The sequence below is a fragment of the Streptomyces sp. GLSS-08 genome, from assembly GCF_056387915.1.
Window position 1 is genome coordinate 217,042 of record NZ_JBWJAQ010000003.1, and the last position, 22,489, is coordinate 239,530.

Genomic DNA, 22,489 nt, shown 5'->3' on the forward strand with positions numbered 1-22,489 from the left:
CGTGACATGGACGAGAACACCCGCTACCAGGTGCTGCGCAACGACGAGGACCAGTACTCGCTGTGGCCGGTCGACGTCGACGTGCCCGCCGGCTGGCAGCCCGTCGGCAAGGAGGGCAGCGAGGCCGAGTGCTCCGCCTACGTCGACGAGGTTTGGACCGACATGCGTCCCCGCAGCCTGCGCGAGCGCATGGAGAAGGCGGGCTCCTAGCCCGCCCGTCCCGGCCCGGACCCCGGGCCGGTGAGCACCCGTTGCCCGGACTCGCGGCGCCGGGGCGGCGACACCGCCGCCCCGGCGCCCGGCGCACGGCCCTCCCCCCACCACGTCTTCGCGCCGCGCCCCTCCGCGACGCCCGTCCCGCCCCGCATCACCCAGAGGAGTACGCCGATGACGCCCACGCTGCGCACCGAGCGACTGGAGTTCATCCCCTACCGGCCCCAGGACGAGGACCCCTTCGTGGCGCTCCTGCGCGACGAGGAGGTCTGCCGCTGGATGGGCCAGGAGCTGGTCCCGGAGGCCGACCTCCGGACCCTGTTCCGCACGATCCTGACCGACGTGTACCCCAAGCGGATGTTCGACGTCTGGGGCCTGTGGTTCGAGGGCGCGTACGCCGGCCACGCGGAGGTGAAGAAGACCGGCAACGTGGACGGGTACGAGCTGATCACCGCCCTCGCTCCGCAGTACTGGGGCCAGGGGCTGGGCACCGAAGTGGTCCGCGGCCTGCTGCGCCACGCCGCCGGCAACCTGGGCCTCAAGGAGGCCTACGGCATGGTGGGCGCCGGGAACACCGCCAGTCTGGCGATGGCCGACCGTATCGGCTTCCGGCACGTGCGCGACGTGGTCGGCGACGACGGTTCGGTGACGAAGATGCTGGTGATCTCCACGGCCGACACGTCCTGAGCCCGTCCCCGGCGGCTCAGTGGCCGGCGCTCTGACCTCCGTCGACGGCCAGGACCTCGCCGGTGACGAACGGGGCGTTCTCCAGGTACAGCACCGCGTCGACGATGTCGCTCACCTCGCCCATGCGGCCGACGGGGTGGAGCGCGGCGAGGGCCGCGTGGTTCTCCTCGGGGTGCATCGGGGTCTTGATCGTGCCCAGTGCGACGGCGTTGCTGCGGACGCCCCGGTCGGCGTACTCGATGGCCAGGGCTCTGGTGGCCGCCTGGAGTCCGCCCTTGGTCAGCGAGGCGAGCACGGACGGCACGGCGGAGTTGGGGTGTTCCACGAGGCTGGTCGTGATCTGCACGACGTGGCCGCCGCCGTGCTCCAGCATGTTCGCGACGGCGAGCTGGGTGATCCGGAAGAAGCCGGACAGGTTCACGCCGAGGACCGCGTCGTAGTCCTTCCGCGTGTACTCCGTGAACGGCTTGGCGACGAAGATCCCGGCGTTGTTGACCAGGGTGTCGATCCGGCCGAACCGCTCCAGGCCCGCGGCTATGACGCGCTCGGCCGTGGCGGGGTCGGCGATGTCGCCCCGGACGGTGAGGACGTCGGCGTCCGGTGACTCGGCGATGCTCCGCGACGTGGCCACGACGGCGTGGCCGAGCTTCCGGAAGCCGGCGACCAGGCCCGCGCCGATGCCCTGCGAAGCACCGGTGACGACGGCGACCTTCTGACCCTGAGAGATCATGACGGTTTCTCCTGACGGGATACGGCGCGACTGACGGGACACGGCCGGCCCGGCGACTGCCCGACCGGCCGTGCATGGAATATAAGCGACCGGTCTACTATTCTCAAGGCCAGTCGCCGCGGGCGTTTCCCCGCGGACGCGTCACAGAACGGAGAAGCGCCATGCGTGAGTTCCTGGTCGAACTCGTCACCACCGTCCCCGAGGGCACCGACCCCGCCGAGGTCGACCGGCGCCGCGCCGCCGAGGCGGTCCGGGCGCGGGAACTGGCGAGCGCGGGCCGGCTGGTGCGCCTGTGGCGGCCCCTCGGCGAGCTGCGCAGCGTCGGCATATGGAAGGCCGCGGACGAGGCGGAGCTCCACCGGGAGGTGCTCGGCACGCTCCCGCTGCGCCCTTGGATGAGGGCGACCGTCACCCCGCTCGTCTCCCACCCGAACGACCCGGGCGGGGCCGGCGCCGCCGCGTGACCACCCGTTCCGCGGGCGGCCCACAGGAGGGCGCACGCCGGGGGCGTTTGGCCCGCTTCGGGTCCGGCCGTACGGCAGGCGCCGCACCACCGTCGCGTCGTACCGTGGTTCCCACCTCCGAGAGGATGCCGACATGACCACAGCGCGGGACCTGCTGATCGTCGCGATCGACTTGGAGCCGGACCGCTCCGTGGACCCCGGCGCCCTGTCGCTCACGCTCGCCGGCGCCGAGGTCCTCGATCTCCTCGACGGGGGAGTGCTCCGGCTGGACGGCGTCCGCATCGTGCCGGGCGATCACTCGCAGCAGGACGACCCCCTGCTGCGGGAGGCCGCCGCCTCACTCGTCGGGCAGGAGCCGCACGAGCCGGTGGAGGACTGGCTGTGGCGCAGGGGCCGCGACCTGTCCTCGGCGTATCAGGCCGCTTTCGAGGCGGAGGGCCAGCTCACGCGGCCGCACCGCCGTCTCGCGTCCTTCCGGACGGCGGGCCCCGCGACCCTCGTCGACTCACCGGCCCGGAGCCGGGCGGAAGCCCGCTGGGCGGCCCGCGAGCCGGTCCTCGTCGCTCTCGCGACGGCCGCCGGCCTGTACGACGAACCGTCCGGCGAATCCGGTGAGAACGACCCGGACATCCCCGACGACACGGTGGCGACGGTCCTGGCCGCGGTCAACGACGCCGTGATGGAGCTGGAGGCCGTACGGCAGCGCCGGGCCGTCGAGGAAGCGGCCTTCGACAACGTCTGGCGCGGCAGTGTGTGACGCGAGTCGGGCCGACGCCGAACTCGGGCGCCGGCCCGGGCTCGCCCTCCGCCCGGCACTCGACCGCTCGACTCTCTTATAGTCGGTCGGTCGTATACTGGGCGTATGGGACGTACCAGCAATGCCAGGGAGAAGATCCTCACCGCCGCCCGGTCGCTCATCGAGCAGCGGGGCTACTCGGCCCTCGGCACCGCCGAGATCTGCAAGGCCGCCGGTGTGCCCAAGGGCAGTTTCTACTACTTCTTCGAGTCGAAGGAGGCCCTCGCACTCGCCGTGCTCGACGAACAGTGGGCCACCCAGCGCGGCGACTGGACCCGCGTCCTGCGAGGCGACGCCGATCCTCTCCAGAGGCTGCGGCAGCTCTTCGAGGAGACGGAAGCCGGACAGCGCGCGGGACAGCAGAGCTGCGGCACGGTCTCGGGGTGCATGTTCGGGAACCTCACCCTGGAGATGAGCAACCAGACCGAAGCCATCCGCGCGCGTCTGCAGGAGATCTTCGACGCGCAGGTCGCCATGGTGGAAGAGGTCGTCGCCGACGCACGCGAGCGGGGGGAGGTCACGGTGGGCGACCCCCGCGAGGCCGCCCGGTCCGTCGTGGCCCAGCTCGAGGGCCAGGTGCTCTTCGCCAAGCTCTACAACGACACGCAGCGGCTCGGCGTCCTGTGGCGGAACTGCCTCGCCATCCTCGGCGCCCGCGAACCGGAGACGGCCGCGTCCGCCGGGTGACGTCCGTGTCGGGGTGCGGTGAGTGCGGGAACTCGGATCGGGAAAGGGTCCGCCTCGGGTCGGGAAAGGGTCCGCTTCGGGAACCCGGCTCCGCGTCGGCGCGCGCGGCGGGCGGGGAGCTGGTCTGCTGGTCGTGGGGGCCGTCGCATCTGTTCCGGAGAGACAGCATGAGTACCTACCGAGTAGCGCAGGTGGCTGCCGCGAACGGCCCGTTCGAGATCGTCGAGCGCGATCTTGCGCGACCGGGCCCGGGCCACGTGCGGGTCGCCGTGGAGGCCTGCGGGATCTGCCACAGTGACGCGTTCTTCGTGTCGGCAGGTATGCCCGGCATCCGCTTTCCACTGGTTCCCGGGCACGAGATCGCCGGGCGCGTCGACGAGCTCGGTGAGGGCGCGCGGGACAGCGGCTGGCAGGTCGGCGACCGGGTCACCGTCGGCTGGTTCGGCGGCAGTTGCGGCCACTGCGAGCCCTGCCGGCAGGGCGACTTCGTCGTGTGCGAGAACCTCAAGGTCCCCGGGTGGGCGTACGACGGCGGCTTCGCGGAGGCGATGGTCGCGCCGGTCGACGCCCTGGCCCGTATCCCCGACGCGCTGACGGCGAGCGACGCGGGACCCATGGCCTGCGCCGGTGTCACCACGTACAACGGGCTGCGGCGCAGCTCGGCGCGGCCGGGGGACCTGGTCGCCGTCCTCGGCATCGGCGGTCTCGGGCACCTCGGGGTGCAGTACGCGGTCGCCATGGGCTTCGAGACCGTGGCCATCGCCAGGGGGCCCGACAAGGCGGACTTCGCCCTGCGGCTCGGCGCCCACCACTACATCGACAGCACGGGCGGGACCCCCGTCGCGGACGCACTGCAGTCACTCGGCGGCGCCAAGGTCGTCCTCGCCACCGCAGGCAGTTCCGACGCCATCACGGCGACCGTGGACGGGCTGTCGCACCGCGGCGAGCTGGTGGCCATCGGGGCCAGCCCCGAGCCGCTCGGGATCAGCCCGCTCCAGCTGCTCATGAGCGGCCGTGTCGTCCGCGGCCACCCCTCCGGCACCGCGCAGGACGTGCAGGACACCATGGAGTTCAGCGCGCTGCACGGGATCCGCCCGACCATCGAGTCCGTGCCCCTGGACCGGGCAGACGAGGCGTATCACAAGATGCTGGCCGGCGCGGCCCGCTACCGGATGGTGCTCACGCCCAGCTGACGGAGCAGCAAGGAGACAGGGCCGGGGCCCACGTCACGGTTCGGAGAGGTGGCGTGGGCTCCCCTTCGGATGATCCGGATGAGGGGACAGCGCTCAGTTCCACAGGGGCTGGATCACCGTTCGCCCGACGCCGTCCGGCCTGCTGCCGGTGTAGACCAGGCTCATCCGCGTGTAGTGGGACAGCTGGGGTTGCTTCTTCCACGTCTGGGTGCGGTCGAGGCGCACGGTGACGGGGTACGCGTGGAACTTCCCCGCGGCGCAGTACGGCTTGCAGTCGTTCACGACGTTGAAGCCCGTGGCCACCGCGCGGTTGCCGTCCCACCGCGACCAGTGCAGCGAGGAGAGGCGGCTGTTGCCGTCGCCGCAGGCCAGGATGAAGCGGGCGGGACGCACCTGTGCGTGCGAGAAGCAGTCGACGATCACCGGCGTGCGCGCCTGCCGGTCGACGGTTTGCGTGGACGTGGGCGACGCCGCGGGGGAGGCGGCGGCCGTGGCGGTCGCCAGCGACGCGGCGGCGCAGAACACGATGGCCGCCCTGACTGTTCTTGTGGGCATGTCCGCTCCCGGCCTGCTCTGCGGGACCTCGGGCCCCGCGCCTGTCCACCCGGCCGGGCAGGCCGGGGTGGCGGGCGGCCGTCGACCGCGTGACTCGTCGCCGGCCGTCGTCCTTGGTCCCGACGCTACGGCTCCGCCGGGGGATGCACCACTCGCACGGAGCAACCCGTTCCGCCCGACGGCGGACCCGCCACGCCGGACTGACCGACGAATGGCGCCTGGCCGTCGTCCCGCTCCTCGTCGGCCGGGGCGAACAACGGCTCGACAGCCTCGGGGACGGGATCTACGGCCGGGGAACGGGATCTACGGCTGGGGGACGCGATCTACGGCTACCGGGGTGGCCGGGATGGCGGGGTCACCGGCCGCCGCGCACGCCCTCCCGCTCAGGCGCCGACCGACCGGGGCGACGAGGGCCGCCCGGCCGGCCGGGAGAGAGGAATCAGGAGCGGGAGTCGCCGGACTCGTCCGCACGCTCCGCCTTCTTCTCCTTCAGGCGCACGGACTCCTTGCGGACCTCGGCCTGCGTGGCGCGCTCCCGCCGCAGCCAGGAGGGGCTCTCCTTCTTCAGCGCTTCGATCTGTTCCGTGGTGAGGGCCTCGGTGACTCCGCCGCGGGCGAGCCCCGCGATCGAGACGCCGAGCTTCGCCGCGACCACCGGTCGGGGATGCGGGCCGTTGCGCCGCAGCTCCACCAGCCACTCCGGCGGATCGGTCTGCAGCGCGCTCAGCTCGGTGCGTGAGACGACACCCTCCTGGAACTCGGCGGGCGTGGCCTGGAGGTACACACCCAGCTTCTTCGCCGCGGTGGCGGGCTTCATGGTCTGGGTGGTCTGCTGCGACGTCATGGTGTCAAGGGTATCGAGCATGTGCGCCCCCTCTGACCACGCCCGGTAGCCTGGCCAGGTGACAGGCTCGGAAGCATCCCCCTCGTTCCGGCTCGCGTATGTCCCGGGAGTGACACCCACCAAGTGGGTGCGGATCTGGAACGAGCGCCTGCCCGACGTCCCGCTCACCCTCGTCGCCGTGTCCGCCACCGAGGCGAGTGCCCTGTTGCGCGGAGGCGGCGCGGACGCCGGTTTCGTCCGGCTCCCGGTCGACGGCACGGACCTCAGCGCGATCCCCCTCTACGCCGAGACGCCGGTCGTCGTGGTCCCCAAGGACCACATAGTGGCGGCGGTCGACGAGGTGTCCGCCGAGGATCTGGCCGACGAGATCGTGCTGCATCCCCTCGACGACGTCCTCGACTGGGAGCGCCTGCCCGGGCGGCCCGCGATCGAACGCCCCGCCACGACCGAGGACGCCGTGGAGCTGGTGGCGGCGGGCGTGGGGGTCCTCGTCGTCCCGCAGTCGCTCGCCCGGCTTCACCACCGCAAGGACCTCACGTACCGCCCGGTCTCGGACGCCCCCGAGTCGCGGGTCGCGCTGTCGTGGCCGGAGGAGAAGACCACCGACCTGGTCGAGGACTTCATCGGGATCGTCCGGGGGCGCACCGTCAACAGCTCACGCGGACGGTCAGCGGCCCCGGCGGCCACGCCGGCACAGCCGAGGCGGAAGCAGCCCGGGAAGGGCGACTCCCGGCAGAAGCCCGAAGGCGGCAAGCAGCCCGGCAAGGGTCCGCGGGGCGGTGCCGGCGGCGCGTCCAAGGGCGCCAAGCGCGGCAAGCCACGCCGCCGCTCGTAACCCCCGGCGGATCATCGCCGGCCACACCGAACGCCGACCCCGCGTCCGGCCGCCCCCGGCGTGGACCCGCGGGCCGCACGCGGCGCGCCTCGGTGCAGTCGACGGACCGCCCGTGGTCCCCGGGGCGTCCGTCTGAGACTGGCCACGCGGCCCCCGTGCATGCGGTCGGCAGCCGGGCACCTCGACGACCGGCGACGGGACACCGGCACGCTCGGTGCCGCCTGCCCACCGGCACGTTCCGGGCGACCGCCCGGGGGAGCCGTCGCCCACCTCCCGGGGGCGAGCCGTCGCCCGCCGCCCCGGACTCGCCGCCGCACGTGGAAGGCCCCCGCCCCGCGCCCATCCGGCCCCGCAGGGCTCACGAGGACCGGCTCACGTCCGACCGACCGGCCCCCGGCGCCCCGCGCTCATGACGCCCGCCCGGCTCACCCGGCAACCACCAGCTCACACCCGCCCGGCCAGGCCCGCTGCCCCGCTTCCGTCCGCAGGGCTGACCCGGCGTCGGCCACCCCGCCGCCCCCGCCGACCCGGCTCACCACGTGTCGACGAACCCCCGGCCCTCCCGTGGGCCGGCGTCCTCGTGGCCGTCGATTGCCGCCAGGATCCAGTGATCGGCAGCGTTCCCAGGGCTGTGCACCCCGCGGGAGCCCCGCTCCTGACGGGCGGGGGACGGGAGTTTGATTCCCCGCCCCGGAAAGGGGAGTTGTGGGGGCGCTCCCCTCTGTGCAGGATGCTGCGGTGACTTCGTCTCCCGCCATACGTCCGTACCGCAGCGAGGACCGAGTGGCCATTGAGGACATCTGCGTCCGCACCGCCCACAACGGCGGTGACAGCAGGCCTTGTTACAAGGATCCCGGGATCTTTCCCACGATCTTCGCCGTCCCGTACGTGGAGCTGGAACCGGAGCTGGCGTTCGTGCTGGACGACGGGCGGGGGGAGGCGGTCGGCTACATCCTCGGCACCGCGGACACCGTCCGCTTCGCCGCGGCCTTCCGCGACCGGTGGCTGCCCCTGGTCGCGGACCGCTATCCGCAGCCGCCCGAACCGGCGGGCACGGCCGACGAGGAGATGATCCTGCTGCTGCACCGTCCCGAGCGCATGGTCGTCCCGGAAGTCACCGCGTATCCGGCTCATCTGCACATCGACCTGCTCCCCCAGTGGCAGGGGCGGGGCCACGGCCGTGCGCTGATGCGGACCCTGCTGCTGGCCCTGCGGGACAGGGGGGTGCCGGCCGTCCACCTGGCGATGGTGACGTCCAATCGCCCGGCCAGGGCGTTCTACGACCGTCTGGGCTTCCACGAGATCGATGTGCCCGACCCCGGCCCGGTCACCTACCTCGGGCGCGCGACGGGACGGCTCGACGGACTGTGAGTCCCGACCGGGACGGGCGTGACGTGCGCCCGGTCACTCGCCCCCGCTGCCCTGCGGGCGCTGATGCGGTGACGGACGGTGCGGCGGCTGCGGGGACCCGTGGACCGAGCGGCCCCCCGGGCGGGATGCCACCGGGGGCCACACCGGACGGTGCTCCGCGGGCAGGTCCAGCAGGGCCTGCCCGACCGTGAGCCGGGTGGGCAGCAGCTCCGAACTCCCCGTCTGCGCCAGCAGTTCCGTGAGGCGGCGGCCCGCTCCGGCCAGCATGAGCTTTCCCTGGCGGCGTTCCAGCAGCCACCGGACGGCCAGCAGGCTGTTGAGTCCCCGTGAGTCGCAGAAGACGAGGGCCGTGACATCCAGCACCAGGTGCCGGTGACCGGCGTCCACGCTGGCGCCGAGCGTGCCGAGGAAGAGCCCCTCGCAGCTGTGGTCGAGTTCGCCGCTGACCCGCAGGACCGCGCACTCGTCGCAACTGGTGATCTCGGTGATGGTCAGACGGTGGGTCTGTGTGGACATCGCACCTCCATCCGGCCCCGGTGCGGCGAGCCACGACTACCGGCGCTCTCCTGCACGTCCGTGCTCGTCCGGGCCGGGCGAACGGCCCGGACGGTTCTCCCCAGGCCTCCCGTACCGGGCTGCCGTGCGCTCCAGGTGCCCTCCGATCGCCACCCGTACGGGTGCGTGTGCCCCGCAATCCCGGCGGTAGCACACGGGCGGGGCGACGAAGGGGTCCGGTCCGGGATCACCGGTACCGGTACCGGCCCCAGGGCTCCGGAGGGGCCTCCCGGTCAGCTTTCGGCCGCGCGGCGCATCGACTCGACCAGCGGCAGCAGCCGGTACGGAACGCGCTCGCGCAGCACCACCTCGGTGCGGGTCCGGACGACGCCCGGCAGACTGATCAGGGACTGGATGACGTCCTCCAGATGCGCGTTGTCGCGCGCCACCACCCGGGTCAGCAGATCGCCGCCGCCCGTGATCGAGAAGGCCTCGACGATCTCCGGCACGCCGGCGAGCGCGTCCCCCACGTCGTCGAGGTTGCCCTGGGTGACCTCGACGTGCACGAAGGCGAGCACGGGGTGGCCGAGTGCGGCGGGGGACAGGGAGGGCGCCGTGCCGGTGATCACGCCGTCGCGCTCCAGCCGGTCCAGGCGGGCCTGCAGCGTGCCGCGCGCGACGCCGAGGATCCGCGCGTACTCCCGCACGCTGGTGCGCGGCTGCTCCAGGAGGAGCCGCAGGATGCGGGTGTCGAGTCCGTCCACGGCCATGGTCCGTTGGCCTCCCTGCCGTCATGAGCGATCAGACGTGACTGTACCAATGGCCCAGTGAAATGTGAGCCGGTTGAGCCATCGCCGAGCTGATGCTTACCTAGTGCCCATTGATGGCGCCGCGCAGCGCAGGACAGGCAACGAAGCCGGATCCGTGCCCGCGGCGCCATTCCCATGTCCTGAGGGTGTCCTCGAAAGGCTGTGTCGACGCGAGATGGGGGCGGGCTGCCGGCGGTGAAGAAGATGTTCAAGGCTCCGGATCCGGGACTGTTCCGGCTGCGGGTCTCGGCGCGGGCGGTGCTCGGCATCGGCCTCGCCGTGACCCTGTCGGAACTGGCCGGACTGTCGTTGCCCGCCTCGATCACGGGCGGGCTCGCGGCGCTCCTCGCGCTCTTCACCGTGGGCGACCCGACGGTGCGCGGCCAGGCGGTCACCACCGCGCTGCTGCCGGTCGTCGGCTTCCCCGTCCTCGCGGTCGCCACCGCGCTGCACGGGGTGCCGGCCCTGCGGGACGCGACCTGGCTCGCGGTGATCTTCTGCGGGGTGTACGCCCGCCGCTGGGGACCGCGCGGCCACGCCCTCGGGATCTTCGCGTTCATGATGTTCTTCACCACCCAGTTCCTGCACGCCGAGACCGGCCAGCTGCCGGAGCTGTACGAGGCCGTCGCGCTGTCCCTGGCCGCCACCTCCGCGGTCCGCTTCGGCGCATGGTGCATCGAGCGGCGCACTCCACTGCCCGCCGCGCCCGCCCCGCTGGACGGACGCGGGCTCGACCGCCCGGCCACCCGCCAGGCCTTCCAGGCGACCGCCGCCTGCGCCTTCGCCGTCGCCGCGGGCCCGGTCCTCTCACACGAGCGCTGGTACTGGGCCGTCGGCACCGCATGGTGGATCTTCGTGAACACCGCGTCGCGCGGCGAGACCCTGGTCCGCGGCTTCCGGCGCGTCGTCGGCACGGTCACCGGCATCGGTGCCGGGCTGCTCGTCGCCGTCCCCCTGCACGGTGCCCCGGCGCCCACCGCCGCGCTCGTCGCCGTGTGCGTCTTCGGCATCTTCTACACGGCGGCGCCCTCGTACAGCTGGATGATGTTCTTCGTCACCGTCATGGCGGGCCTGCTCTACGGGCTCCTCGGCGTGCTGCATCCGGGGCTGCTGGCGCTGCGGTTCGCCGAGACCGGCGTCGGCGCCCTCGGTGCCGCGCTCGCCGTCACGCTGATCCTGCCGGTCACCACGCACGCGGTGACCGACCGCTGGGTCGAGCGGGCGCTGCACGCGGTCCACGGCTGCACCGCCGCCGCGGCCCGACGGCTGGCAGGTGACGCCCTCGCCGATCCCGCGCCCCGCGTGGCGGAACTCGAAGCACTCCTCGGGCGGGTCCGCCTGGCCCTCGCGCCCCTGGTCCATCCGCTCAACCCGCTGCGGGCCCGCAAGGCACGGGCCCGTCAGGTCCTCGCCCTGCTCGACGAGTGCGCCCGCGAGGCCCGTGGACTCGCCGCCGTGGCCGCCGACCCGGACGCCTCGCACGACGCGCGTCTGACCGCCGCGTGCGGACGCGTAGAGGCGGCGATGGAGACGCTCGTCGGCGCCGTACCGGAACGTGCCCTGCCGGCGCACGCGGCCGTGCCCGGCCACCACCCCGGCGCCGAGCAGGCCCTCGCCCACCTCCACGGCCTGGAGCGGGCGCTCGCCGCCCTCGCCGCACCGCTGGGAGGCTCGCGCCTGCTGGGGGCGTGAGGCCGCGGGGTCGGCGGTGCGGTTCTGCGCAGGCCGAACGCGCCGTGCGCCGCAGCGACTTGGTCCGGACCGATGAACCCCGGCTGCTACCGTCGCCCCGGACAGCGCAGGAGCGAGAGGGGACGGCAGTGACAGACGGCGTCATGCGGCAACCACGGGCGTTCATCGGCTCGTTCACGGCGGCGGGAGGCCTCGGCGTCCTCACCGCGGACGTGGACGCGGAGAGCGGCACCCTGACGGTGCTGAGCGCCGCGGACGGCGTGCCCGACCCCTCGTACCTGGCGCTGTCGCCCGACGGCGGCACGCTCTACACGGTCAGCGAGACGGCCGACGGGGCAGTGGCCGCCTACCGCGTGGCCGGCGACAAGCTGGTCGAGGCCGGGCCGCCCGTGCCGGTCGGTGGCAGCGGGCCCACCCACCTCAGCCTCTTCGCCGGCCACGTCCTGACCGCCAACTACGACTCCGGCAGTGTCACCGCGGTGCCCGTCCGCGCCGACGGGAGGCTCGCCGACGCACCCTCCCACGTGTTCACACACACGGGCTCGGGCCCGCACGCCCCCCGCCAGCAGGGCCCGCACGCCCACCAGGTGCAGCCCGACCCGAGTGGCCGCTGGGCCGTGAGCGTGGACCTCGGCACGGACTCGGTGCGGGTGTGCACGCTGGACGGCGGAACGCTCGCGCTGCACCGCGAGACGGCGCTGCGGCCCGGCTGCGGCCCCCGCCACCTGGCGTTCCATCCGCACGGCGAGCACGCGTACCTCGCGAACGAACTCGCGCCCACCGTGACCGTCTGCCGTTGGGACGCCGCCGAAGGGGCGCTGCGGCCCCTCGGCGAGACCTCCGTGCTGCCGGGCTCCCCGGACGGCGACGCCTTCCCGTCGGGCATCGTGGTCTCGCCCGACGGCCGGTTCGTGTGGACCGCCGTCCGGGGCGAGGACGTGATCTCGGTGCTCGCGCTGGATGGAGAGGAACTGCGACTCGTCGCGACGGTCCCGTGCGGCGGCACCTGGCCGCGCGCCCTCGCCCTCCACCCCTCGGGGCGCTTCCTCCACGTCGCCAACGAACGCTCCGGGGACGTGACCTGGTTCGCGGTGGACCCCGTCACGGGGATGCTGCGCAAGGGCGGCTCGATCCAGGCGCCCGCGGCGTCCTGCGTGGTGTTCGGCTGAACCGCGGAACCGCTCTCCGGCGCCCCCGGACCTCCCGCACGGCGAAGGGCCCGTTTCCGTGGAAACGGGCCCTTTCGGCGTCCGAAGTGCGGTGTGCGCCCTGCCGGTGGCTTCCGCGAGCGCGCCGGCCGGACAGCTCTAGCGGACCGGCGCGCCCTGCGGCTGCTGCGGGGCGATGCCCAGCGCCGTCGTGTACTTTGCGAGCGCGAGCTTGCCGATCGCCGGGTACGGGCCGAGCGCCTCGGCGGCGGAGCAGCCCGCTTCCCTGGCGGCCTCCTCGAGCAGCCCCGGGTCCAGCTCGGGACCGATCAGGTACGGCGCGAGCGCCAGCTGCTGGGAACCGGAGGAACGCAGCTGATCGGCGATGGCCGCGATCGAGCCCTCCTCGTCGAGCGCCGCCGCCATCACCGGCACCGCCAGCCGCGCGGCCAGCAGCATGCCGGTGATCCCGGCCGCCTGCACGGCCTCCTCGCCGCCCACCGACGCGAGGATGATGCCGTCCGCGGCGGTCGCCACGGTGAACAGCCGGGCCCGGTCGGCGCGCGCCAGACCCGCCTCGGACAGCCGCACGTGCAGCGCCTCGGCGAGCAGCGGGTGCGGTCCGAGCACGTCGGTCAGATCGGCCGCGACCCGGCTCTCCATGACGGCCTGGCGGATCCGGCGCAGCAGGGCGTTGTCCGGACCGGCGAGCAGCGGCACCACGACGGCCACGGGGCCGTCGGGCTCGGCCGCGTCCGCCCCGGCGGCGCGCGCCTGCTCGAAGCGGGCGGTGCGCTCGCCGGCGGCACGGCCGAGCACGGACTGAAGGGTGGGGAACTCGGCGTCGTCGCCGTCCAGGTACCCGATGCGGGCGTCGAGGCCGGGGAGCTCGGAGCGGGCGATGCTCACGACCTCCTCGGCGAGGCTGCGCGTGGCGGCACTGGGAGTGCCCGGCAGCGCGAGGACGAGCGCGGGCGCGCCCTCGGGAGCCGCCAGGGGTTCCGGGCGGCGGTGCCGCCCTGGCTGGCGGGGTCGCGGCATTCGTACGGGCAGGCCGGACGCGGGCCCAGTGGGGGAGCTCATGGCGCCGCATGTTACTGGTTTCCTGGGTTCCCCTGTTCGGGGAGGGTGCAGGTGAGCGGTATCCGTCCGCTTTTGTCGCATGAGTTGCGTACGGATCAGAAATGATGACTGGTGTGCGACTTGACGCGCCTGCCGTGACTGTCCGGTTTCGTCCGGTGGAAAGTTCTCGCACACCCGGGTGAAACCGGTCAACCGGTCTTCTCGGTCACCACGTGCAGCATGCGTTCGTCGCGCGCGAGCGCGAGTTCACCGCGGGCCAGGTCGACGGCGATGAGCATGGCGCCGTGCAGGGGGTCGCCGGCGGCCGGTACGGCGCGGGCGTGCGGCAGTTGCTCCGCCAGCTCCGCGCGCAGCGGTACGAGGAGCGGTTCGCCCATCTTGAACAGGCCACCGGTGAGGGCGACCTGCGCCCTGCGGCCGTCCGGACAGACGGCCGCAGCGGACTCGGCCATGTACCGGGCCGCCGTCCGCAGGATCCCCGCCGCCACCGGGTCGGCGCCCGCGCAGGCGGCGACCTCGGGAGCGAACGACGCCAGCACCGCGGCCCGGTCGGCCCGCGCGTACAGCCGGCCCGGCAGCTCCGGCACCGGCCCGAACATCTCCTCTGCGCGGGCCAGCAGCGCCGCCGAACCCCCGGGCCGCCCGTCGAAGGCCCGGACCGCCGACTCCAGGCCGGTGCGCCCGATCCAGGCCCCGCCGCCGCAGTCGCCGAGCAGATGACCCCAGCCGTCGGCCCTGCGCCAGCTCGTCAGGTCCGTACCGATGGCGATCATGCCCGTGCCCGCGGCGATCACCGCGCCCGGCTGCCGGCCGAGAGCGCCCGTGTACGCCGTGACGGCGTCGGCGGCCAACACCACGCGTGGTACGCCCAGTTCACGGTGCAGGGCGGAGGGCAGCACGGCGCGCAGATCGGCACCGAGGGTGGCGAAACCGGCGGCGCCGAGAGCGACGGCCCCGAGTTCACCGACACCGGCGTCGGCCATCAGCCGCCGTGCCATCGGCAGCAGTCGCTCCAGCAGGTGTCCCGCGTCGATGCCACGGGGGCCCGTGCGTACCGGCTCCTCGCACGTCAGCGGCGCGGGGCGGGCGGTGCCGCGGCCGGCGGGGACACCGAGCGCGGCCCGCACCCCGGAGCCTCCCGAGTCCACGGCGAGGACGCCGGACACCGGGCCGGGCCGCGTCACGGCAGGCGCCAGTCCACCGGCTGGGCGCCCTGCTTGATCAACAGGTCGTTCGCGCGGCTGAAGGGGCGGGAGCCGAAGAAGCCCCGGTCCGCCGACATGGGGGAGGGGTGCGCGGACTCGATCGACGGCAGGTCCCCGAGGAGTGGACGCAGATTGCGGGCGTCGCGGCCCCACAGGATCGACACCAGCGGCCGTCCGCGGGCCGCCAGCGCCCGTATCGCCTGTTCGGTGACCTCTTCCCAGCCCTTGCCGCGGTGGGCGGCGGGGCTGCGCGGCGCCGTCGTGAGCGCCCTGTTGAGCAGCAGGACGCCCTGCTGTGTCCAGGGCGTGAGGTCACCGTTGGAAGGCTGCGGAAGCCCCAGGTCGGTGGTGAGTTCACGGAAGATGTTGATCAGGCTGCCGGGCAGCGGCCGCACCTCGGGCGCGACCGAGAACGACAGCCCCACCGCGTGCCCCGGGGTGGGATAGGGATCCTGCCCGACGACGAGGACGCGGACCTCGTCGAAGGGCTGCTGGAAGGCGCGCAGGACGTTCGGTCCGGCCGGGAGGTAGGTGCGTCCCGAGGCGATCTCCGCGCGCAGGAAGTCACCCATCTCGGCGATCCGCCCGGCGACGGGTTCCAGGGCCTTCGCCCAGCCCGCTTCGACGATTTCGTGCAACGGTCGTGGTGCCACGGGCGTCACCCTACTGCCGTACGGGCAGCGCTGATCAACCGGTGGCCGAAGGGTGACCGGAGACGACCGGCGAGGGCTCCGGGGCGACGAGACCGGGGGGACGGCCCGCGGCCTGCCTGCCGCACGGGATCGCCTGCTCGGCCCGTCCCGCCTCCGCGTGCCGGGCCCCGCACCCGCTGGCATGACGGGCCCTCACTCCGGGGGGTGACCGCCCCTGCCACGTCGCCGTCCGTGACTCGCGGACCGCGGCCGGTCAGTCCACCACCGCCGCCCGTACGCACAGCACGTCCGGCAGGTGCGAGGCCAACTGCCGCCAGCTGTCGCCGTCGTCGGAGGAGGCGAACACTTCGCCGTTGCGATTGCCGAAGTACACACCGGCCGGGTCCGCGTCGTCGGTGCACAGGGCGTCGCGCAGCACGGTCCCGTAGTGGTCGCCGTCCGGGAGGCCGGCCGTGAGGGGCTCCCAGTTCGTGCCCGCGTCCGCGGTCCGGAAGACCCGGCACCGCCGGTCGGCCGGGACCCGGTCCGCGTCGGCGTTGATCGGGAAGACGTACGCCGTGTCCCCGCGGCGGGGATGAGCGGCCACCGCGAACCCGAACGTGGACGGCAGCCCCGCGCCGATGTCCGTCCAGTGCGCCCCCGAGTCGTCGCTTCTGTAAACACCCCAGTGGTTCTGGAGGTACAGCCGGTCCGGGTCCACCGCGTCCCGCGCGACCTTGTGCACGCACTGGCCGAACTCCGGGTCGGGATCCGGCAGGAACACCGCGGAGACACCGGAGTTGGACGGCGCCCAGCTCGCGCCGCCGTCGCCGGTGCGGAACACTCCGGCGGTGGACACGGCGACCGTCACGGCCTGCGGGTCGCGCCCGTCGGTGAGGATGGTGTGCAGCCCTTCGCCGCCGCCGCCCGGCACCCACTTCGAGCGGGTGGGGTGCTCCCACAGCGGACGTACGAGTTCGAAGGTCTCGCCCCGGTCCTCGGAACGGTACAGCGCGGCCGGCTCCGTGCCCGCGTACACCACGTCCGGCTCGGCGGCCGCCGGGTGCAGCTGCCAGACCCGCTCCAGCGAAGCCCCGGTGTCCTTGGGGAACTTGACGGCCGGCCGGGCCGGTTCGGTCCAGGTGCGGCCGAGGTCGTCCGAGTGGAACACGGACGGGCCCCAGTGCGCGCTGTCCCCTCCGGCGAGCAGCCTGGGCGTCTCGCCGCGGGTGTCGATGGCGACCGAGTAGACGGCCTGCGCGTTGAAGTACGGACTCTCGTCGAACTGCCAGGTGCCGCCCCGGCGGCGGCCTACGAAGAGTCCCTTGCGTGTACCTACGGTGAGCAGTACGTCGGCCATGCCGACCACCTCCGCGACGTCGTTGTCCCAGCACCGGTCAGTCTGCACCCCGGCACTGACAGTCACCCCCGGACCGGCGTCCTCGCAGGTCAGAGCGTGGTGTCGGGGTCCGTGCCGGCTGCCCGGGCGCACGGTGGCCCCTCCCGGGCCTCCGCCGTCCCGAGGAGGGGGGCGAGGACGGCATGAGGGCGCCGACTCGGAGCATCTGTATGAGCATCGACGAGTCGGCTCCCGTACGGGTGGGCGGTCCGGCACGTCCCGAAGCCCATGAGGAGGATGCCCCGGTGACGGCATTCCGTGGTTCGAAGGTGTGGCTGTGGCGCTGGCGAAGCAACTCGTTGCGACGTCCCGGCGACGTCCTCGATGCATGGGTCCTGCTCGTCGCCTGGACCCTCACCGTGCTGTGCGGGGTGTTCACGGGGCTGGCGACGGCGCGGTCCGTCGAGAGCGGCCTGGCCCGGGAACGCGTCGAATGGCGTCCGGTCACGGCGACGGTCACGGAGGACGCCCCACGGCTGAGGTCCGCCGCCACCTCCTACGGCGCCGACCGGGTGTGGGGGAAGGTGCGCTGGACGGCGCCCGACGGCGCCTCGCACACCGGACAGGCGCGGGTCGAGTCCGGCAGCGCGGCCGGCACCGCGGTCACCGTGTGGACGGACCGCGCCGGCCGGCTGGTCGCCCAGCCCGTCTCCGCGTCCCAGGCGCGGCTGCGGGCCTCGTTGGTCGGCTTCCTCGTCGGGGCGGGGGCGGCGAGCGTGCCCTTCGCGGCCGGCCGTCTGGTCCGCGGGCGGCTGGAGCGGCGGCGCATGGAGCAGTGGGACGTGGAGTGGCAGCGGTTCGGCCCCCTGTGGGGCCGCAAGACGAGCTGACCCGCGCCCCCGCCCGCAGCCCCCTCACCACCAGGCCCGCGCCCCGCCACCGCCCGCCGCAAACCCGTCCCCGCAGAAACCGCTCGTCCGCAAGGACGTCGTGGCCACCGAGGCGGGCCATCGAGGCCACCGGAGCGTGCCCTGACCGCCCGCCGGCGTGGCTAGACGGAGCGGTGGTACTGGTCGGGCACGTGCACCTCGGCGCCGAGTTCGCGGGCCGCGAGGCGGGCGAAGGACGGATTGCGCAGCAGCTCACGGCCCAGCAGTACCGCGTCGGCCTCGCCGTTGGCGACGATCTTCTCGGCCTGCTCGGTGCCGGTGATGAGACCGACGGCGGCGACGGGCATCGGCGTTTGCGCCCTCACCCGGGCGGCGAAGGGCACCTGGTAGCCCGGGCCGACCGGAATGCGCACGCCGGAGGCGTTGCCGCCGGTCGACACGTCGAGGAGGTCCACGCCGTGCTCGTGCAACTGCCTGGCGAAGCGCACGGTGTCGTCCGCGGTCCAGCCGCCGTCCTCGAGCCAGTCCGTCGCGGAGATGCGGAAGAACAGCGGCTTGTCGTCCGGCCACACTCCGCGCACGGCGTCCACGACCTCCAGCGCGAACCGGATGCGGTTCTCGTACGAGCCGCCGTAGGCGTCGGTGCGGTGGTTGGAGTGCGGGGAGAGGAACTCGTTGATCAGATAGCCGTGGGCGCCGTGGATCTCGGCGATCTCGAAGCCCGCGGCGAGGGCGCGCCGGGCCGCGTCGGCGAACTGCCCGACGACCGCGTGGATCTGGGGGACGGTCAGCTCGGTGGGAACGGGGTGCTTCTCGTCGAAGGCGAGCGCGCTCGGCGCGAGAGGCTGCCAGCCGTGGGCGTCGGCGCCGACCGGCGCGCCGCCCTTCCAGGGGCGGTCGGTGGACGCCTTGCGGCCGCTGTGCGCGAGCTGGATCCCGGGCACGGTGCCCTGCGCGGTGAGGAACCGCGTGAGCCGGCGGAAGGCCTCGGCCTGCGTGTCGTTCCAGATGCCGAGGTCGTACGGGCTGATCCGGCCCTCGGGGGAGACGGCCGTCGCCTCGACGACGATCAGGCCCGTGGCGCCGGCCGCGCGAGCGGCGTAGTGGGAGAAGTGCCAGTCGTTCGGGGCGCCCGCGTCGGGACCGTCGGGTGCGGCCGAGTACTGGCACATCGGGGGCATCCACACCCGGTTCGGGATGGTCAGATCGCGCAGGGTGAAGGGCTCGAAGAGCGCGCTCACGGCGGACTCCATTCGTCGCGGAGGCAGATACAGCTCGTACGATAAGCATCGTAGTACGGGAGATGTCAAACTACGAGAGGTGTCGTACTATGGGGCCGGTGGGTCCCACTCCGCGGACGTCGCCGGACGTGCGCCCCGCCCCGAAGAACTGGAGCAGCCGTGACCACCGCCGCCCCCGCAGGCAGCAGCCGCGATCTCCCGCACCCCGCGAACGAGGAGATCCGGCTGGAGAGCGTGCTGCACGCGCTGTCCGACCCGATGCGGCTCCGGGTCGTGCGCGAGCTCGCCGCCGACGGCGGCGAGCTCTCCTGTTCGCGCTTCGACCTGCCGGTCACCAAGTCCACGACCACCCACCACTTCCGGGTGCTGCGTGAGAGCGGAGTGATCCGCCAGGTCTACCGGGGCACGGCCAAGATGAACGAGCTGCGCCAGGACGATCTGGACGCGCTGTTCCCCGGCCTCCTGGACAGTGTCCTCGCCGCGGCCGCCCGGCAGGCGGACCGGCCGGGCAGCGGCTGAGGACTGCGCCGAGGCACCCCGGGGCCCGCCGGGACGGCAGCGCCCCGGTCGTCCCGGCGGGCCCGGGGCGCCGCGAGGCCGCCCTCCGGGCGACGACGGATTGCCAGACAGGCCCTAGGAACCCGCCGCCCGGGCGGCCGCCAGCAGCGACGCCCAGTCGGGGAGCTTGACGACACCCCGCCCGAGGGACGCGCCCAGTTCCGCCTCGGCGCGCTCGATCGCCTGCCACCCGGTCCACTCCACCGGGGCCGTCCCGGCCGCTCGCAGCGCCGCGAGCGGATCCCCGGGCACGTTCCGCCGTACGAGCAGCGGCGCGTCCTCCAGCAGCGAGGTCGCCGTCTCCTTGGCGCAGGGACGGTTGGTGCCGATGACACCGGTCGGGCCCCGCTTGATCCACCCCGCCACGTACTCGCCGGGAGCGACGGCGCCGTCCCGCAGGACCCGGCCCGCCAGGTGCGGCACCGTGCCGCGCGCTGCGTCGAACGGCAGCCCCTCCAGCGGTACTCCGCGATAGCCCACCGAGCGCAGCACCAACTGCGCCTCGACGTCCTCGTACCGGCCCGTGCCCGTCACCCCGCCCTGCCCGTCCGGCGCCGTCCGCTCGAACCGGACGGCGCCCACTCGCCCGCCGACGGCGAGCAGTTCCACCGGGCGCAGGAAGAACCGCAGCCGGATCCTCCGCGAGCGGGTCGCGGGTGGCGCGGCGGCCCAGCCCCGCATCACCTCGACGTTGCGGCGGTTCGCGGCAGGCAGCCCCGAGGGGTCGGCGTAACCGGGGTCCAGGGCCAGTTCCTGCGGATCGACGAGTACGTCCACGTCGGGCAGCGCGCCCAGCTCGCGCAGCTCCTTGGTGGTGAAACGGGCCTGGGAGGGGCCGCGCCGGCCCACCATGTCGATCTCCGTGATCTCGCTGGCGGCCAGGGCACTGAGCGCCGCGTGGGGTATGTCCGTGGTGCTCAGCTCGGCGGTGCCGCGGGCCAGTATCCGCGTCACGTCGACGGCGACGTTCCCGACGCCGATGACGACGGCCCGGCGCGCGCCGGTCACGAAGTCGCCGGCTGCGGCGTCGGGATGGGCGCTGTACCAGGACACGAACTCGGTGGCCGACCAGCTGCCGGGCAGGTCCTCACCCGGGATGCCGAGGTGTCGGTCGGTGGCGGCGCCGACGCAGTAGACGACCGCGTGGTAGAGCTCGCGCAACCGGTCGGCGGGCAGTCCGCCCGGTCCGACCTGGACCCCGCCGAGGAACCGGACGCGCTCGTCCTCCAGGACCGTGCGCAGATTGTTCTGCAGGGACTTGATCTTCTCGTGGTCGGGTGCCACCCCGTAGCGCACCAGGCCGTAGGGGCAGGGCAGCCGGTCGAGGACGTCCACGCGGACGTCCGGCAGCACGCTCTGCTGGACGAGACTCTGGGCGGTGTAGACCCCGCTGGGCCCCGAGCCGACGACGGCGACATTCAGCACGGCGGAACTCCCTTGCGACGTCGAACGGTCCGAGGAGATCGCTGGTGGCTCCAGCATGGCACCGGGCGGCGTCCGGCGGGAGGGGGCGGCCCGGGTGCCGCGGGCCGGGCTGCGCCGTCGGGGTACGGAGCCCACTGTCCGCATGCGTGCCTGTGCGCATTGAATGTGATCATGCTGTTACGTTGCGTATGTGCTGGAAGCATCCTTTCTTAATCTTTCTGATCGTGATCGACCGGATGGTGCGGTGTCCGTGCGGCCCGCGTGGGAAGTGCGGGAAAACGAGAGCCGGACGTCGTGGTTCGACGTGCGCCTCGGCTTCGGCGACGGCGCCCGGATCGACGTCCTCGCGGTGGTGTCCGAGGAGGGCGTCTTCGTGGAGGACGTGCAGGCCTGCCCGCCACTGTCCCTCGACGATCTGGCGGTGCTCGCCGAGTGGATCGAGGGTCCGCTCTACGAGGCGTGCGGTGCCGGGGCGTCCGACGGTTGCCCGCGGTCCCCGCGCCGCGCCCGGCCCCCCTGGCCGCGGGGCACGGAGGGGCGGCGTCTGGTCGCGGAGGAGTACCGCGCGGCCCAGGAGGCCGGCGCGGACCCGGTTCTCGCGGTCATGTGCGCGACCGGGCACAGCCGCCGACGCGCACTCCGGCTGATCGCCGCCGCGCGTGACGCGGGATTCCTGACGCCGCGTCACGCACGCCGCCGAGCCGTCCCGTCGGCGCCGCCCGGGTGACCGGCGCCGCCCGGCACGGCCGGTGCCGACTCACATGTCGCGCATCCGGCTGATCTCGCTCGTCTGCTGCGCGATCACGTCGTCCGCCATCTCCTCGATCTGGACGCTGTTGCCCTGCGCCTTCACGTCGGTGGCCATCGTGACCGCCCCGTCGTGATGGGTGATCATCAGCTTGAGGAAGAGTTCGTCGAACGTCTTCCCGCGTGCCGCCCGCAACTTCTTCAGCTGCGCCCCGGTCGCCATGCCCGGCATGGCCCCGTGCTGGTGCTCCGGGCTCCTGCGCGCCCCGCCGTGCTTCTTCAGCCAGCTCTTCATCACGGCGATCTCCGGCTGCTGCGCCGCCGTGATCCGCTCGGCGAGCCGGCGCACCTTGCCCGACGCCGCCCGCCCGGGCGCGAGTTCCGTCATCTCCAGGGCCTGGGTGTGGTGCTCGATCATCATGCGCGCGTAGGAGATGTCCGCCGAGTTGGGGGCGCCGTCGCCGGAGTTCTGCTTGCGCGCGTCCTCGGCGGAGAGGGTTTCGGCGGCCTCCCCGGGTTTTCCGGGGGCGATCACCGAAGGGCCCGTCCCCGCAGGGGACTTGGCGGCGGAATCCGGTGAGTCCGCGTCGCAGCCCGCGAGGACGAGTACGGCAGTCGCCAGCGACGCCGTGACCAGGTAGGTGCGGGACCTACGGCGAACGAGCACAACGACCTCCTGTGGCCCGGGCATTGACGGACACCCCTCGGGTGCCGAGGTCCGTCCTAGCATGCTTCGGCAGCTGAGTGATCAGGAACTTTTGTTAAGGGTCCGTTGCCATCTGTTGATCTGTGCATGATAAAGACGATACTGCGGGGGTCCGTGCCGTTCGAACCCGAACGGCGACTAGGG

Annotated in this window: 25 protein-coding genes; 13 read left to right on the plus strand and 12 right to left on the minus strand. The window is 73.4% G+C overall.

The window, feature by feature from the left end; all coding sequences use genetic code 11:
- Positions 1-6: 6 nt before the first annotated feature.
- Together AC0ZLC_RS06380 and AC0ZLC_RS06385 are read left to right on the plus strand one after the other, a co-directional pair.
- The gene (locus AC0ZLC_RS06380) at positions 7-210 is read left to right on the plus strand and encodes an MbtH family protein (protein ID WP_476750895.1); all 204 of its coding nucleotides are present in this window, start codon (positions 7-9) and stop codon (positions 208-210) included.
- A gap of 177 nt (positions 211-387) precedes the next feature.
- Positions 388-900: a GNAT family N-acetyltransferase gene (locus AC0ZLC_RS06385; RefSeq protein WP_476750896.1), complete on the plus strand. Its 513-nt coding sequence runs from the start codon at positions 388-390 to the stop codon at positions 898-900.
- Between the two features lie 16 nt (positions 901-916).
- Here the strand turns inward: AC0ZLC_RS06385 and AC0ZLC_RS06390 are convergent, their stop codons facing one another.
- Positions 917-1,630: an SDR family NAD(P)-dependent oxidoreductase gene (locus tag AC0ZLC_RS06390; RefSeq protein ID WP_476750897.1), complete on the minus strand. Its 714-nt coding sequence runs from the start codon at positions 1,628-1,630 to the stop codon at positions 917-919.
- Positions 1,631-1,791: 161 nt separating this feature from the next.
- On the opposite strand from AC0ZLC_RS06390, the gene AC0ZLC_RS06395 reads away from it, so the two are divergent.
- From AC0ZLC_RS06395 to AC0ZLC_RS06410, 4 genes are all read left to right on the plus strand, one after another.
- On the plus strand, positions 1,792-2,094 hold the full coding sequence (locus AC0ZLC_RS06395) for a muconolactone Delta-isomerase family protein (protein WP_476750898.1): 303 nt from the start codon (positions 1,792-1,794) through the stop codon (positions 2,092-2,094).
- Between the two features lie 133 nt (positions 2,095-2,227).
- Positions 2,228-2,851, plus strand: a complete 624-nt coding sequence (locus AC0ZLC_RS06400) for a GOLPH3/VPS74 family protein (protein ID WP_476750899.1) — start codon at positions 2,228-2,230, stop codon at positions 2,849-2,851.
- A 105-nt stretch (positions 2,852-2,956) separates the two neighbouring features.
- Complete coding sequence (locus AC0ZLC_RS06405; protein ID WP_476750900.1) at positions 2,957-3,577, plus strand: TetR family transcriptional regulator; 621 nt, start codon at positions 2,957-2,959, stop codon at positions 3,575-3,577.
- 167 nt (positions 3,578-3,744) lie between these two features.
- Positions 3,745-4,770: an alcohol dehydrogenase gene (locus AC0ZLC_RS06410; protein ID WP_476750901.1), complete on the plus strand. Its 1,026-nt coding sequence runs from the start codon at positions 3,745-3,747 to the stop codon at positions 4,768-4,770.
- A 93-nt stretch (positions 4,771-4,863) separates the two neighbouring features.
- Here AC0ZLC_RS06410 and AC0ZLC_RS06415 read toward each other — a convergent pair whose 3' ends face one another.
- Both AC0ZLC_RS06415 and AC0ZLC_RS06420 read right to left on the minus strand, forming a co-directional pair.
- The gene (locus AC0ZLC_RS06415) at positions 4,864-5,325 is read right to left on the minus strand and encodes a hypothetical protein (protein ID WP_476750902.1); all 462 of its coding nucleotides are present in this window, start codon (positions 5,323-5,325) and stop codon (positions 4,864-4,866) included.
- A 439-nt stretch (positions 5,326-5,764) separates the two neighbouring features.
- Entirely contained in the window at positions 5,765-6,169 is a 405-nt protein-coding gene (locus tag AC0ZLC_RS06420; protein WP_476750903.1) for a DUF5997 family protein, read from the minus strand.
- 58 nt (positions 6,170-6,227) lie between these two features.
- Between AC0ZLC_RS06420 and AC0ZLC_RS06425 the strand changes: the two genes are divergently transcribed.
- Both AC0ZLC_RS06425 and AC0ZLC_RS06430 read left to right on the plus strand, forming a co-directional pair.
- Positions 6,228-7,004, plus strand: a complete 777-nt coding sequence (locus AC0ZLC_RS06425; RefSeq protein ID WP_476750904.1) for a LysR substrate-binding domain-containing protein — start codon at positions 6,228-6,230, stop codon at positions 7,002-7,004.
- Positions 7,005-7,742: 738 nt separating this feature from the next.
- The gene (locus AC0ZLC_RS06430) at positions 7,743-8,375 is read left to right on the plus strand and encodes a GNAT family N-acetyltransferase (protein WP_476750905.1); all 633 of its coding nucleotides are present in this window, start codon (positions 7,743-7,745) and stop codon (positions 8,373-8,375) included.
- 33 nt (positions 8,376-8,408) lie between these two features.
- On the opposite strand, the gene AC0ZLC_RS06435 is transcribed toward AC0ZLC_RS06430, so the two are convergent.
- Together AC0ZLC_RS06435 and AC0ZLC_RS06440 are read right to left on the minus strand one after the other, a co-directional pair.
- A complete protein-coding gene (locus AC0ZLC_RS06435) occupies positions 8,409-8,891 on the minus strand; it encodes an STAS domain-containing protein (RefSeq protein WP_476750906.1) in 483 nt (160 codons plus the stop codon).
- A gap of 272 nt (positions 8,892-9,163) precedes the next feature.
- Positions 9,164-9,640, minus strand: coding sequence for an Lrp/AsnC family transcriptional regulator (locus AC0ZLC_RS06440; protein WP_476750907.1), 477 nt, complete (start codon positions 9,638-9,640; stop codon positions 9,164-9,166).
- A 243-nt stretch (positions 9,641-9,883) separates the two neighbouring features.
- On the opposite strand from AC0ZLC_RS06440, the gene AC0ZLC_RS06445 reads away from it, so the two are divergent.
- Together AC0ZLC_RS06445 and AC0ZLC_RS06450 are read left to right on the plus strand one after the other, a co-directional pair.
- A complete protein-coding gene (locus AC0ZLC_RS06445; protein WP_476751191.1) occupies positions 9,884-11,371 on the plus strand; it encodes an FUSC family protein in 1,488 nt (495 codons plus the stop codon).
- Between the two features lie 128 nt (positions 11,372-11,499).
- A complete protein-coding gene (locus AC0ZLC_RS06450; RefSeq protein WP_476750908.1) occupies positions 11,500-12,540 on the plus strand; it encodes a lactonase family protein in 1,041 nt (346 codons plus the stop codon).
- A gap of 138 nt (positions 12,541-12,678) precedes the next feature.
- On the opposite strand, the gene AC0ZLC_RS06455 is transcribed toward AC0ZLC_RS06450, so the two are convergent.
- The 4 genes from AC0ZLC_RS06455 to AC0ZLC_RS06470 form a co-directional block, all read right to left on the minus strand.
- On the minus strand, positions 12,679-13,602 hold the full coding sequence (locus AC0ZLC_RS06455; RefSeq protein ID WP_476750909.1) for a sirohydrochlorin chelatase: 924 nt from the start codon (positions 13,600-13,602) through the stop codon (positions 12,679-12,681).
- A gap of 188 nt (positions 13,603-13,790) precedes the next feature.
- Positions 13,791-14,786 carry an N-acetylglucosamine kinase gene (locus AC0ZLC_RS06460; protein WP_476750910.1) on the minus strand — a complete coding sequence of 332 codons (996 nt, stop codon included), beginning with the start codon at positions 14,784-14,786 and terminating at the stop codon, positions 13,791-13,793.
- Positions 14,783-15,460: a uracil-DNA glycosylase gene (locus AC0ZLC_RS06465; protein WP_476750911.1), complete on the minus strand. Its 678-nt coding sequence runs from the start codon at positions 15,458-15,460 to the stop codon at positions 14,783-14,785. Before AC0ZLC_RS06465 ends, AC0ZLC_RS06460 begins: the two co-directional genes overlap by 4 nt.
- A gap of 253 nt (positions 15,461-15,713) precedes the next feature.
- Positions 15,714-16,799: a WD40/YVTN/BNR-like repeat-containing protein gene (locus AC0ZLC_RS06470; RefSeq protein WP_476751192.1), complete on the minus strand. Its 1,086-nt coding sequence runs from the start codon at positions 16,797-16,799 to the stop codon at positions 15,714-15,716.
- Between the two features lie 284 nt (positions 16,800-17,083).
- Between AC0ZLC_RS06470 and AC0ZLC_RS06475 the strand changes: the two genes are divergently transcribed.
- Positions 17,084-17,668, plus strand: coding sequence for an Rv1733c family protein (locus AC0ZLC_RS06475; RefSeq protein WP_476750912.1), 585 nt, complete (start codon positions 17,084-17,086; stop codon positions 17,666-17,668).
- Positions 17,669-17,829: 161 nt separating this feature from the next.
- On the opposite strand, the gene AC0ZLC_RS06480 is transcribed toward AC0ZLC_RS06475, so the two are convergent.
- Positions 17,830-18,909, minus strand: coding sequence for an NADH:flavin oxidoreductase/NADH oxidase (locus AC0ZLC_RS06480; protein ID WP_476750913.1), 1,080 nt, complete (start codon positions 18,907-18,909; stop codon positions 17,830-17,832).
- Between the two features lie 159 nt (positions 18,910-19,068).
- Between AC0ZLC_RS06480 and AC0ZLC_RS06485 the strand changes: the two genes are divergently transcribed.
- Positions 19,069-19,428: an ArsR/SmtB family transcription factor gene (locus tag AC0ZLC_RS06485; RefSeq protein ID WP_476750914.1), complete on the plus strand. Its 360-nt coding sequence runs from the start codon at positions 19,069-19,071 to the stop codon at positions 19,426-19,428.
- A 114-nt stretch (positions 19,429-19,542) separates the two neighbouring features.
- On the opposite strand, the gene AC0ZLC_RS06490 is transcribed toward AC0ZLC_RS06485, so the two are convergent.
- A complete protein-coding gene (locus AC0ZLC_RS06490; protein WP_476750915.1) occupies positions 19,543-20,892 on the minus strand; it encodes an FAD-dependent oxidoreductase in 1,350 nt (449 codons plus the stop codon).
- A gap of 244 nt (positions 20,893-21,136) precedes the next feature.
- On the opposite strand from AC0ZLC_RS06490, the gene AC0ZLC_RS06495 reads away from it, so the two are divergent.
- Complete coding sequence (locus AC0ZLC_RS06495) at positions 21,137-21,619, plus strand: DUF6214 family protein (RefSeq protein ID WP_476750916.1); 483 nt, start codon at positions 21,137-21,139, stop codon at positions 21,617-21,619.
- A 30-nt stretch (positions 21,620-21,649) separates the two neighbouring features.
- Here the strand turns inward: AC0ZLC_RS06495 and AC0ZLC_RS06500 are convergent, their stop codons facing one another.
- Complete coding sequence (locus AC0ZLC_RS06500) at positions 21,650-22,306, minus strand: DUF305 domain-containing protein (protein ID WP_476750917.1); 657 nt, start codon at positions 22,304-22,306, stop codon at positions 21,650-21,652.
- Positions 22,307-22,489 lie beyond the last annotated feature (183 nt).